General features: G+C 67.8%; 12 protein-coding genes. 8 read left to right on the top strand and 4 right to left on the bottom strand.

Annotated elements, in window-relative coordinates; genetic code table 11:
* Window positions 1-44: 44 nt before the first annotated feature.
* The 3 genes from NC4_RS28590 to NC4_RS28600 form a co-directional block, all read right to left on the bottom strand.
* Window positions 45-1,760, bottom strand: coding sequence for an MFS transporter (locus NC4_RS28590; RefSeq protein WP_067544343.1), 1,716 nt, complete (start codon window positions 1,758-1,760; stop codon window positions 45-47).
* Between the two features lie 102 nt (window positions 1,761-1,862).
* Window positions 1,863-2,519: a PadR family transcriptional regulator gene (locus tag NC4_RS28595; protein WP_067544347.1), complete on the bottom strand. Its 657-nt coding sequence runs from the start codon at window positions 2,517-2,519 to the stop codon at window positions 1,863-1,865.
* 28 nt (window positions 2,520-2,547) lie between these two features.
* Complete coding sequence (locus NC4_RS28600; RefSeq protein ID WP_369690797.1) at window positions 2,548-3,381, bottom strand: IclR family transcriptional regulator; 834 nt, start codon at window positions 3,379-3,381, stop codon at window positions 2,548-2,550.
* A gap of 234 nt (window positions 3,382-3,615) precedes the next feature.
* On the opposite strand from NC4_RS28600, the gene NC4_RS28605 reads away from it, so the two are divergent.
* The 7 genes from NC4_RS28605 to NC4_RS28635 all read left to right on the top strand — a co-directional run bounded on the left by NC4_RS28605 (window position 3,616) and on the right by NC4_RS28635 (window position 10,063).
* The gene (locus tag NC4_RS28605; RefSeq protein WP_245721987.1) at window positions 3,616-4,116 is read left to right on the top strand and encodes a flavin reductase family protein; all 501 of its coding nucleotides are present in this window, start codon (window positions 3,616-3,618) and stop codon (window positions 4,114-4,116) included.
* A gap of 86 nt (window positions 4,117-4,202) precedes the next feature.
* Window positions 4,203-5,357, top strand: coding sequence for a 3-ketosteroid-9-alpha-monooxygenase, oxygenase component (locus NC4_RS28610; RefSeq protein WP_067544350.1), 1,155 nt, complete (start codon window positions 4,203-4,205; stop codon window positions 5,355-5,357).
* 11 nt (window positions 5,358-5,368) lie between these two features.
* A complete protein-coding gene (locus NC4_RS28615; RefSeq protein WP_067544355.1) occupies window positions 5,369-5,602 on the top strand; it encodes a hypothetical protein in 234 nt (77 codons plus the stop codon).
* A gap of 40 nt (window positions 5,603-5,642) precedes the next feature.
* Window positions 5,643-6,794, top strand: a complete 1,152-nt coding sequence (locus tag NC4_RS28620) for a ferredoxin--NADP reductase (protein ID WP_245721988.1) — start codon at window positions 5,643-5,645, stop codon at window positions 6,792-6,794.
* Window positions 6,795-6,810: 16 nt separating this feature from the next.
* Window positions 6,811-7,689 (top strand): VOC family protein, encoded by an 879-nt coding sequence (locus tag NC4_RS28625; RefSeq protein ID WP_067544782.1) that lies wholly within the window; start codon window positions 6,811-6,813, stop codon window positions 7,687-7,689.
* A gap of 122 nt (window positions 7,690-7,811) precedes the next feature.
* Window positions 7,812-9,029: an LLM class flavin-dependent oxidoreductase gene (locus NC4_RS28630; protein WP_245721989.1), complete on the top strand. Its 1,218-nt coding sequence runs from the start codon at window positions 7,812-7,814 to the stop codon at window positions 9,027-9,029.
* 218 nt (window positions 9,030-9,247) lie between these two features.
* Window positions 9,248-10,063 (top strand): zinc-binding dehydrogenase, encoded by an 816-nt coding sequence (locus tag NC4_RS28635; RefSeq protein ID WP_084529861.1) that lies wholly within the window; start codon window positions 9,248-9,250, stop codon window positions 10,061-10,063.
* A 20-nt stretch (window positions 10,064-10,083) separates the two neighbouring features.
* Here the strand turns inward: NC4_RS28635 and NC4_RS28640 are convergent, their stop codons facing one another.
* Complete coding sequence (locus NC4_RS28640; RefSeq protein WP_281186461.1) at window positions 10,084-11,793, bottom strand: nitroreductase family deazaflavin-dependent oxidoreductase; 1,710 nt, start codon at window positions 11,791-11,793, stop codon at window positions 10,084-10,086.
* Between the two features lie 110 nt (window positions 11,794-11,903).
* On the opposite strand from NC4_RS28640, the gene NC4_RS28645 reads away from it, so the two are divergent.
* Window positions 11,904-12,491, top strand: coding sequence for a TetR/AcrR family transcriptional regulator (locus NC4_RS28645; RefSeq protein ID WP_067544360.1), 588 nt, complete (start codon window positions 11,904-11,906; stop codon window positions 12,489-12,491).
* The last annotated feature ends 56 nt before the right edge of the window (window positions 12,492-12,547 follow it).

The raw sequence follows: 12,547 nt of genomic DNA on the forward strand, positions 1-12,547 counted from the left end.
CCCGGAGGCGATCGCCTCCGGGCCCGCGGGTGTCCGGCGGTGGCTCAGTGCGCCGTGCCGCCGGTGGCGGGGGTGCGGCCGTGCTTCATGACGATCGCGCCGATCAGGGCCACGACCGCCGCCGCGGCGACGAAGTAGAAGCTGATCTCGTAGCCCTTATCGGTGTAGAGGAGCGGGACGTCCTTGGTGACTGTCGGCGCGCCGGTGACGGTTACGTCGACCTTGACCGGGTTGGCGTTGAGGAAGGCCGTCGCCACCGCCAATCCGATCGCCACACCCATGGCTTGCATGACGCCCAGCATTCCGGCGCTGATGCCCTGCTGGTCGGCGGGGACCGCTTCGATGATGAGGTTGGGCGTTGCCGCGTAGTAGAGACCGAAGGCTATGCCGAAGACGGCACTGATCAGGGCCAGGCTGACCCAGGTGTGTGCGGTCAGGGCGTAGACGATGGAGGAGCCGATGAAGATGACCAGGGCGAGGATGAGCGGGGCTCGCGCGCCCGAGCGGCGGATCCAGAGGCCGCCGAGGAAGCCGAGCACCATGGCGATGACCGCCTGCGCCAGGGCGATATGGGTGGCGAACTTCAGCAGGCTGAAACCGTCACCGTAGCTGTAGCCCGGATTCAGTTCGGCCTGAACCATATCCGGCGGCAGCTGCGCGTAGACCATCTCCTCGGGGACGACCACCGCGCCCGGCGGCAGTTCGACGCCCGGCGGCAGCGCCGCCTTGGCCTGCGCCTCGGCTTGGGCCTGGGCCGCCTGCAGCGCACCGGCTTTCACCTCAGTCGAGGTGGCCGCTTCGACCTCGGCGACGACCGTGGCGGCCGGGGGCGATTGCGTCCAGTAGCCGATGGCGTAGGACTGGAAGCCGATGGTGAACGAGGCCAGCAGCGCGATGAAAAGCACCACGCTCACGCGCGGCGTGATCAGCAGCTTCATATCCATGATCGGTTGGCGCACCCGCATTTCCACGATCGGGAACAGCGCCAGCAGCACCAGTCCGCCGATGAGCCAGGCCAGGGTGGCGGGCTCGGTCCAACCCCAGTGCTGGCCGTTGTCGAGGTAGACGAGGGTGAGCACCAGACCCGTGCCCAGCAGCGCCGCGCCGATCAGATCGAGCTTCTGCGGCACCCGCAGTTTGGACTCGGGCACGATCAGGACGACCAGCGGAATCATGGCCACGGTGAACGCCGCCAGCGCCCAGAAGATGGCGCGCCAGCTGTAGTGCTCCACAATGAACCCGCCCAGCAGCGGACCCGCCAGCGCGGAGACGCCCAGCCCGGTGGCGGCGATGCCCAGGCCGACCGGAACCAGCCTGCGCGGCATGAGGTCTCGGATCAGGCCGTAGGAGATGACCGCGGTCGCGATGGCCGTGGCCTGCAGGCCGCGGCCCACCAGGAACAGCAGCCAATTGCTGGTGATCGCGCAGATGACGCAGCCGATCAGGAAGAGCGCACCGCAGGTGAGGAACATCTTCTTCTTGCCCCAGATATCGCTCAGCTTGCCGATGAGCGGGGACGTGGCGGCGCCGACGACGCCGAAGATGATGATGGCCCAGTTGATGTTCGCGCCCTGGCTGGGGAAGGTGGGCGCGATCTGCCGCAGGGCGGCCGACACCATGACGTACTGCATGGGTGCGACTTCGGTGAAGAGGACGATCACCGCCAGCACGGTGAATATCCGCAGCTTCGATGCTCCATCGAGGCGGCCGGTGTCGTCGGCCGCGTCCGGGGACGGGGCGGTTTCGACGGAGGTGGACATGGGGCGTCCTCCAGGTGGGTAGGTAACACGTAGATATGAAACGTGTCACGACCCGAATCGGCCGCCTATCACCAAGTCCGTTCAGTTGTCACGGGCGTCCGGTCAGTGGGACTCTTCGGAGTTCTGCTTCCCCGCACTCTTGCGGCGGCTACGCTTCCTCGCCAGTTTGTCGAGGTCAGCCAGCAGATCCTCAGCGAACTCCCGCTCCGCCTCGTAATGCTTGACGCACCAGCGCAAGACGGCGCTGGGATAGGCCCATTCCGGATTGGCGTCCGCGCCGTCGGCATCGGCCTGCGCGCGGCGGCGCATGGTTTCCGCGTAATCGATGTGCTGATGCAATATCTCGCGCATGCGCTCGGGCTGCGCCAGATGGCCCAGCCAAGCCCGCAGCATCACACTGTGTTTGAGCACGGGCGCTTCGACGGGGGAGTGATTCACCCAGTGCGCCGCGGCCTCGCGTCCGCTGTCGGTAATGGCGTACATGCGTTTTCCGCGCATGCCGTCCTCGGAGACCACCGTGCGCGAGGTCGCGAACCCGTGTTTCTCCAACCGCTTCAACTCGGCGTAGATCTGGCTGAACGACGGCGACCAGTAGAAGAACTGCAGACTCCAGTCCGCCCACTTCTTCAGGTCGTACCCGGAGAGTTCCTCTGCGTGCGAGAGCATTCCGAGCACGGCCCACGCGGTGGTGGGCAGGTCCGGAATCGCCGGGGATTCCTCGCCGGGATCGGTCGCTGTCGCACTGTATCGCCCCCGCACGGGCCTACCTCCCAGGTCCTCGTTCGATTCAGCGCCAGTGGGCCCGGCGCGGGAACAGCGTGCGACCGGCCTCGTGCGCCACTTCCAGCACGACGCGGGCCAGGCGGTCGAAGCTCATACCGTCGGCGCGACCGGACAGCGACAGCGCCGCCGGAGCGGTGCCGCGGCCCCGCAGCGGCGCTGCGACGCAGGCGATTCCGACGACGGCTTCCTTGCGGTCGATGGCGACGCCCTGGCGCATGCGGATCTGCTGGAGTTCGCGCGCGAGCGCCTCGGGCTCGCAGATGGTGCGTGGGGTCAGTCGCGGCAGTCGGGTGCGCAGGGCGGCCTCGGCGATATTGGGCTCCAGACAGGCGAGCATGGCCTTGCCGACACCCGTTGCGTGCGCGGGCATCCGGCCGCCGAGACGGGTGGGCAGGCTGGCGGCGAAGCGGCCACCGGCCTTGTCCAGGTAGACCACATCGCGGCCGTCGAGCACCGCGAGGTTGCCGACCATGCCGGTGCGCTGGCTCAGCTCGTGCAGCAGCGGGCTGACGGCATCGCGAATCTCATTGTGATCGGCGGTGAGTCCGCCGAGTTCGAGGGCGCGCATGCCCAGGCGGTAGCCGCCGGAGGTGTGCGCCAGCCAGCGCAGCTTGATCATCTGGTCGAGGATCCGGTGCACGGTGGAGCGCGGCAGCCCGGTGCGCTCGACCAGGCCGAGCAGGGTGAGTGTGGGGGTGGAGGCGTCGAAGGCGTCCAGGATCAGCGTCATTCGCTCGATCATGGAGACCGGGACTTCGGCGCTGGGGCGAGATTCCTTGGCGCGCATGGGGTTGTGAGTGAATCGAGCTTCCGCGGAAGGCATCAGGGCGACGGACATTGGTACCTCCGTTGGTCGACGTCCAGTCTAGGAGTATTCCGATTAGGCATGTGCCGGTTTCGGACCTTGTGCTACCCATCACAGTGCTCTGGGCCACAGGCCGGGGAATCGGGAGAACTACGTATAAATCACGTATCCGTGTCTCGGTGACCGAACCACGATATTGACGCCTCCTCGCCCCGACCTGCTGTCATGACTGACAGCTATATTTCGAACCGAAATAAAGGAGGCGCCGTGGAACCGGTGCTGACGTCCCGGGAGATCGATCCGGCGGCCTTCAAGGCGGTGCTCGGACGGTTCGCTTCCGGAGTCACCGTGATCACCGCCCTCGACCAGGGAGAACCGGTCGGATTCGCGTGCCAGTCCTTCGCCTCGCTGTCGCTCGAGCCGCCGCTGGTGAGCTTTTTCCCGGCGCGCACGTCGTCCACCTGGCCGCGCATCCGGAGTGCGGGCTCGTTCTGCGTGAACATTCTGGCCGACCATCAGACCGATATCTGCCGCCAACTGGGCCGCCCTGGAGCCGACAAGTTCGCCGGGGTCGACTGGACCGCGTCGGAGAACGGCTCGCCGCTGCTGACCGGAGCCCTGGCATCCATCGACTGCGCCCTGCACGACGAGGTCGACGGCGGCGACCACACCATTGTCATCGCCCGCGTGACCGGCCTGAACGAGCATTCCGAGGCGAAACCGCTGCTCTTCTACCGAGCGGCCTTCGGCCGTCTCGCACACCAGTAGCTACCTCCCGGCCAGTGGGACAGCCGTTGTCGTCGGCGTCACATGGGCCGCAACCATCGAAGTAACGGCAAGGGAGAGGAACCCACATGACCACCACGGACAGTGCTGGGACATTGACCGAGGCGCGCGTGATTGACGCGGGCGCGCCGCCGACGCGATTCGCGCGCGGCTGGCACTGCCTGGGCCTGGCCGACTCCTTCCGCGACGGTAAGCCGCACGCCATCAAGGCATTCGGCACCGAGATCGTGGTGTTCGCGGCGGAGGACGGCAGCCTCAATGTGCTCAATGCCTACTGCCCGCACACGGGCGGCAATCTCGCCGACGGCACCGTCAAGGGCGATTCGCCGGCCTGCCCGTTCCACGACTGGCGCTGGAACGGCAAGGGCAAGTGCACCGGAATCCCGTACGCCCGACGGGTTCCGCCGCTGGCGCGCACCAAGGCCTGGCCGACCATGGAGCAGAACAAGCAGCTGTTCGTGTGGAACGACCCGGAGGGCAAGCAGCCTCCCGCCGAGGTCGCCATTCCGCGCATCGACGGCGCGTTCAGCGACGAGTGGACCGACTGGACCTGGAACACCATGATCGTGGACGCCAACTGCCGCGAGGTCATCGACAATGTGGTGGACATGGCGCACTTCTTCTACGTGCACTACGGGTTCCCGACCTTCTTCAAGAACGTCTTCGAGGGCCATATCGCCAGCCAGTACATGACCTCGGTCTCGCGCGAGGACATGATGGGCGAGACCGCGAAGGCTTTGGGCGGCAAGAACGTCCTGCATTCGGAGGCGTCCTACTACGGCCCCTCCTACATGATCGACTACCTGCGCAGCGAGAGCGCCGGGCTCACGGTCGAGGGCTACCTCATCAACTGCCACTACCCGATCTCCGAGAACCAGTTCATGCTGCAGTACGGCGCCATCGTGAAGAAGCCGACCACGGTCTCCGCCGATGAGGCCGAGCACATCGCCAACAAGTTCGCCAACGGCCTGGGCAAGGGCTTCGAGCAGGACGCCAACATCTGGAAGCGCAAGTCCCGCATCAACAACCCGCTGCTGTGCGAGGAAGACGGCCCGGTCTACCAGCTGCGCCGCTGGTACGAGCAGTTCTACACCGACGCCGCCGCAGTCTCCGAGGAGATGACCGCCCGCTTCGAATTCGAGGTGGACACCACCCGCGCGGTCACCGCCTGGGAGGCCGAGGTCGCCGAGAACATCGCCGCCGGTCGCGTCCCGGCCTTCTGAAAGTCACCGCCATGGACAAGGTTTCGGGAACATGCGTGCTGGCCGAGAAATTCAGCCCGCAGCACACCAGCGTGCAATGGAACACCGCCGCCCGCGCCGCCTGCACCGAACTGACGGGCAACGGCCTGGCCTCGCACACCTGCTCGGCGCTGCGCGCCAGCATCGACGCCGCGGTCGCGGCGGGCGACCTGGGCGTCAGCACCCGCGACGTGGACGTGCGCACCCGCGGGTGGACCGTGGCATGAGCGCCCGCCCCCGCCGGACCGGCGGGGTGGGGCCGGGTGCATGGAAAACGACAGCGCGGGAACGGAACTGGTGGAGCGAATGACGGTGACAGATATCGAGCCGGACGCCGTGCGGCTCGACGGCGAGGTGGCCCTCGAGACCGCGCAGCGGGCGGGTGGGATCGCGTCGGTGCGGGTCGTGCGCGTGGTGCGCGAGACCGAGGACGCGGTGTCGCTGGAGTTGACTCCCGAGGCGGGGCACGCCGGGCGGTTCGGGTATCGGCCGGGACAGTTCCTCACCTTGCGGGTTCCGAGCGATCTCACCGGATCGGTGAGCCGGTGCTACTCGCTGTCCAGTGCGCCGCACGAGGGCGGGCCGCTCAAGGTGACCGTCAAGCGGACGGTCGCGGGGTACGGCTCGAACTGGTTGTGCGACAACGCCGCCGAGGGGATGGCGCTGGAGGTGCTGCCGCCCGCCGGGTTGTTCACGCCGTCCTCGCTGGATACCGATCTGCTGCTGTTCGCCGGTGGCAGCGGGGTCACGCCGGTGCTGTCGATTCTGAAGTCGGTGCTGGCGGAGGGGTCGGGGCACTGCACGCTGATCTATGCCAACCAGCACGAGGGCTCGGTCATCTTCGCCGGGGAGCTGGCGGAATTGGCCGCGGCGCATCCGGATCGGCTGCTGGTGCTGCACTGGTTGCAGTCGGTGCAGGGCCTGCCGGGCGTCGCGCAGCTCGCGGCGCTGGCGCGGCCGTGGGCCGATCGCGAAGCCTTCGTCTGCGGTCCGGGTCCGTTCATGGACGCCGTCGGCGTGGCCATGAGCGCTCTGGGCGCGGACAGCAAGCGCGTGCACATGGAGAAGTTCGTCTCGCTGTCGGGCAACCCCTTCGAAACCGACACCGCCACACTCGATATCGATGCGGCTGCCGATGCGGGCGACAATGCCACCGCCACTGTCGAACTCGACGGCGAGAATCACGAGGTCACCTGGCCACGCAGCCAGACCCTCCTGGACGTGTTGCTCGCCAAGGGCATCGAAGCCCCTTATTCGTGCAAGGAAGGCGCATGCAGCGCCTGCGTCTGCCGCGTGGTATCCGGCGAAGTGTCCATGCGCCGCAATGAAGTTCTCGAAGACGCCGACCTGGAAGACGGCTATGTGCTTGCCTGCCAGGCGGTTCCGGTGACCGACGACGTTTCCGTCACCTATTCCTGATTGCAAAGGAGTGATCATGGCTGCCTTCAGCTCCCTCGGCTACGTGCGGACCCGCATCGCCGATGTCGAGGCCTGGCGTAAGTTCGCCTTCGACACCATCGGTTTCGCGGAGGGCTCGGGCCCGAACCCGGAGTCCATCTACCTGCGCACCGACGAGCACACCTACCGCCTGGAGCTGGTGCCCGGTGATCGCGACGAGGTCATCGCGGTCGGCTGGCAGGTCGCCGACACCAAATCGCTCGCCCTGGTGCGGGAGACCCTGGAGAAGGCCGGTCTCGCCGTGACCACGCTGTCGGTGGCCGAGGCCGCGAATCGGTATGTCGAGGAGTGTATCAGCTTCACCGATCCGGCCGGTTTCACCATCGAGGTGTTCCATGGTCCGCTGCTCGACCACAGCCCGGTGCTCACCAAGTACGGCGCGCGCTTCGTCAATGGCGATCTGGGCCTCGGCCACGTGGTGCTGCCGGTCCCGGATATCGAGGCCGCGCGCCGGTTCTACACCGAGGTCCTGGATTTCGCCTCCCGCGGCTCCTTCCGCGTGGGCCCGCCCGAGCATCCGATCTGGATCCGCTTCATGGGCGTCAACCCGCGCCACCACAGCCTCGCCCTCATCCCCGGCAGCCGCCCCGACGGACCGGGCATCGTGCACATCATGGTCGAGGTGGACGCCCTCGACGATGTGGGCCGCGCTCTGGACCGGGTCACCGAGGCGGGCTACCACCTGTCCTCCACGCTGGGCCGCCACACCAACGACAAGATGATCTCCTTCTACGTCCGCACCCCTGGCAACTGGGATCTCGAATTCGGTTGTGAGGGAATGCTGGTCGGCGACGACTACGTCGCCGAGGAGATGACCGCCGACAGCTACTGGGGTCACGAATGGGCCCGCGGCTGACCCGCTGAGACCGGCCCGCCGTCCCCGGTGACGGCGGGCCGCCGCCTTTCCGCCAGAGCCCCGGCGGATTCCGCGGCATGTTCGGAGCACAACTGAATACGTCGCGAAGGAGCGATCGAAAGTTGAACCAGCCCAACGCATCCGGACCCACCCGCTTCGGATTCTTCATCGCCCCCTACCACCCGCTCACCGGCAATCCCACCCTGCAGATCCAGCGCGATCTGCGCCTGGTGGAATTGGCCGACGAACTCGGCTACGCCGAGGCCTGGGTCGGTGAACACCACTCCGCCGGGCTCGAAATCATTGCCGCCCCCGAGGTTTTCCTGGCCGCAGCCGCCGAACGCACCCGCCGGATTCGCCTGGGCACCGGCGTCAACTCGCTGCCCTACCACCAGCCCATGATGCTGGCCGACCGGCTTTGCCTGCTCGACCACCTCACCAAGGGCCGCGTCATGATGGGCATCGGCCCCGGTCAGCTGGCCTCCGACGCCTCCATGATGGGCGTTCCCCAGCCGCGTCAGCGCGACATGATGCACGAATCCATGGACGTGCTCACCCAGCTGCTGCGCGGCGAGGCGGTCACCGCCAAGACGGACTGGTTCGAGCTCAACGAGGCGCGGCTGCAACTGCTGCCGTATCAGCGCGGCGGGCTGGAAATGGCTGTCGCCTCGACGATTTCCCCCTCGGGCGCGGTCCTGGCCGGACGCCACGGCGCGGGCCTGCTCTCCCTCGCGGCCTCCGATCCGAGCGGATACGAGGCGCTGCTGCCCAACTTCAAGGTCTACGAGAAGACCATGGCCGACAACGGCCACACCGTGCACCGCTACAGGTGGCGGCTGGTCGCGCCCATGCATATCGCCGAGACCCGTGAGCAGGCGCGCCGCGAAGCCGAATGGGGCATCGGTCATCTCGTGGACTACATCAAGCGGCTCAGCGGTATGGACGTGCCGTGGGGCGATACCGCCGCCGAGGCCGTCGCACAGTGGGTCGGTCCGGGCTTCCCGGCCTTCGGCCGCGCCACCATCGGCACCCCCGACGACGCCATCGCCGCCATCGCCGCCATCGAGGCCCTGGCCGAACAGTCCGGTGGCTTCGGCACCTTCCTGGTGCTGGCCCTCAATGTCGCCGACTGGGACGCCACCCAGCGCTCGGTGCGCCTGTTCGCCGAACACGTCATCCCGCACTTCACCGGCGCGAACCGCAATCGCATCGCCTCGCTGGACTGGGCCAATGCCAATAGCGAACGCCTCATGTCCGGTATGCGCGCGGGCGTCGAGGCCGCATTCGAACGCCACGGGCAGGCCCTGGCGGCCGCCCTCCAACCCGAGGAAGGGAAGTGACATGCGCGCGGTAGTCATGCGCAATCGGAAACTCGTCGTGGACGAGTTCCCGGATCCGGTGCCCGGGCCCGGCCAAGTGCTCGTCGAGACCATTGCCTGCGGTATCTGCGGCTCCGACAAGGCGGCCCTGGATTACACCGACGAGTTCCTGCAAGCCTCTCGCGACAGCGGCGTGCCCACCTTCCTGTTCGACCCGCACAAGGACATGGTCATGGGCCATGAGCTTGTCGGCCCGGGTCATCGGCGCGGGACCGGATACGCCATTCGTGGAGGGACAGAACGTCGTCGCGCTCCCGTGGGCGCTGGACGCGGCGGGCGGCATCCACGGCATCGGCTATTCCAACGAGTTCCCGGGCGGCTTCGGCGAACGCATGGTCCTGCAGGCCATGGCCCTCGAACCCATCCCCGAGCAGGTGCCCCCGCACGTGGCCGCCATGACCGAACCCCTGGCGGTCGGTTTCGGCAATGTGGCCAGGACGGGCATCGGACCGGAGGGCACCGGCATTGTGATCGGTTGCGGCCCCGTCGGTTTGGGCGCGGTCGCGGCGCTGGCCGAGCGCGGTGTCGCCCCCATCGTGGCCTCGGATCCGTCGAAACTGCGCCGCGAAGCCGCCCTGCGACTGGGCGCGCACCGGGTCGTCGATCCGACCGCCGAGGAGCCGGTGGAGGTCTGGCAGGAACTGGCGTCCCCCGGCCAGCAGCTGCACGTCTTCGTCTGCGCCGGTGTCCCGGGCCTGCTCAACGACCTCATGTACAAGGTCCCCCGGGAAACCAGGATTCTCCAGGTCGGCTCGGTCATGTCCGACGATGTGATCCGCCCGATCGTCGGCATCTACAAGGACATCTCGCTCCAGATGTGCATGGTCTACCCGCACGAGGAATACGCGAAGACCCTGCACCGCATAGCGAATGGCGTCATCGACGCCGAATCCCTGGTCACCACCCAGGTGGGCTTCGACGGCGTGGCCGACGCCATCGACTCCCTCCGCCACCCCGACGACCACATCCAGATCCTGGTCCGCCCGGACCTGTGAGCGGAACGCCCCCGTCGGCGTCACCGCTGATCGTCGAAGGTGATCCGGACGGTGACGGGGGTGGTTTCGAGGGCGGCGAACATGGAGGTCGTCAATCCGGCCAAGGCCTGATGCGGTGCGAAGGTGCGGGCGCGGGCGACCACATCGTCGTCCGGGAGGAAGACGGCGGTGCCGGTGCGCCACCGATCACCTTGGCGGACGCGGATATTCGGGTTCGCGCTGAGATTGCGGCCCCAGCCCGAGCGGGTGCCGTGCTGGCAGATGACCCAGCCGCCGCTGCCGTCCGCGTCGAACAGGATGGAGACCGGGACGCGGCGCGGTTGACCGGACTTGCGGCCGATGGTCTCGATCTCGGTGGCGAAGGCGGTGCGGATGCCGATGCTGTCGAGCGCGCGGACGGTCGGGTTCATGATGTACCGGCCGAGGGCGCGTTCGCGGCGGAACTTGCGGGCGGTGCGGTCGGCGGACGCGCTCGAGGTCGATCGCTTGCTCCGGAATGCGTCGAAACCATTGCGGCGCAGCATGGTCATGGCTGTCCTCCACGGGGATCGGCTCGGATCGGGCTCCTTGCCCGCCCCGATGAGATGCAGTTGATCGGTATGCCATTGCAGGTCGAGCGCGCCGTCGAAGGACTTCAGGGCGCCGTTCGCGGCGAGCTGGGGCGGCAGGCCCAGCGAAATAGTCGGAGGGCGTAGGGCATCGGTGCGCTTGTGGAGCAGATCGGCTGCGGCGGTGGGTATTACGGACGCCGGTCGGCCGAGTCCGACGATATCGCAGGTACCGTGGGCGAGGGCCGCCGACATGGCGGTGTGGGAGCGGAAGCCGCCGGTCACCGCGATCGGCACCGCACCGGCGGCGCGGCGGGCGGATTCGGCGTAATCGAGGAAGTAGGCCTCCCGGGCCTGCGTGCTCGCCGACGCGGTGCGGGGGCGGCCCATCATGGCGGGGGATTCGTAACTGCCGCCGCTGATCTCGATGAGATCGACCTGCTCCGCGGAGAGCTTCTCGATGACCTCGCGCGACTCCTCCTCGGTGAAGCCGCCGCGCTGGAAGTCCGCGGAATTGAGTTTGATGCCCAGTCCGAAGCCGGGGCTCACCGCGGCGCGAATGCTGCGTGCCACTTCCAGGACGAAGCGGCGGCGGCGCTCGGCATCGCCACCCCAAGCGTCGGTGCGCTGATTCGACAGCGGCGAGAGGAACTGCGACACCAGATAGCCGTGCGCGCCGTGGATCTGCACGCCGTCGAATCCGGCGGCCTCGGCCACCCGGGCCGCGGTGCCGAACCGGCGAATGATGTCGAGGATCTCGGCCTCGGCGAGTGCGCGCGGTGCGGGCGCGCCCGGAATGCCCATGCCGATGGCCGACGGAGCGACCGTCCGATTCCGGGTGACCAGCGGATTGCCTTGGCGGCCGGGGTGATTCAACTGCACCCAGACCTTGGCCCCGCCGTCCTTGGCCGCCTTCGCCCACCGGGTGAGCGCGGACAGATGCCGTTCGTCCTCGATGGCCACATTGCCCGGTTCCCCGCAGTGTCGGCTGTCCACCATGACATTGCCGGTGACCATCAATCCGTAACCGCCCGCGCTCCAGCGCGCGTACAGTCGTTCCAGACGCACGTCGGGGGCATTGTCGGCGGTGCCGAGGCCCTCGCTCAGGGCGGATTTCATGAGTCGGTTCGGCAGCACCTGGCCGCTGGCCAGGGGCAGGGGATCGTGCAGGGCCGTCGTCACCGGGGCCTCGATTCATCGTCGAAGTAGTGGCGGCGGTCTACACTTGGGTAGACCAATCGGTATATCGACACGGTAGTACACCGATCGGTATACGGCAAGGAAGGGGAATCATGGGAGCCCGGGATCGTCTCATCGACAGCGCCGTCGCCCTGATGCGCTGCAAGGGCATCGCTGGGACGGGTATCGCGCAGCTGCTCGAGCACAGCGGGATCTCGCGCCGGTCGGTCTACCTGAACTTCCCGGGCGGTAAATCCGAGCTGGTCGCCGAGGCCACGCGCACCGCGGGCCAGGCGTCGAGCGCCCTCATGCGCACCGTCACCGCGGGCGCGGATCTGGCCACCGTCCTGGCCGCCTTCCCGGCCATGTGGCGGGACGCCCTGGTCGCCAGCGATTTCTCCGCGGGCTGCCCGATCGTGGCCGCGGCCCTCGGCCGATCCGAATCCGCCGCGGCCGCCGATGTGGCAGGCGAGGTCTTCACCGAATGGGAGGGCATTCTCGCCGAGCGGCTACGCGCCGAAGAGGTGGAATCCGAGACCGCGCGCTCCTTGGCGACGACGATCATCGCCGCCGTCGAGGGCGCGGTGGTCATGTCGCAGGCGACGCGGTCCACCGCGCCGGTGGAGCGGGTGGGCAAACAGCTCGCCGAACTGGTGGGCGCCTACACCCGCCGTCGCGAGGCGGACGCCGTCGGCAGCTGAGGCCCGGAAAAATTTCCATTTGCACGTGCCCGCGAAGTCTGGATAGCGTCGAAGGC

Source organism: Nocardia crassostreae (genome assembly GCF_001613405.1).
GTDB lineage: Bacteria > Actinomycetota > Actinomycetes > Mycobacteriales > Mycobacteriaceae > Nocardia > Nocardia crassostreae.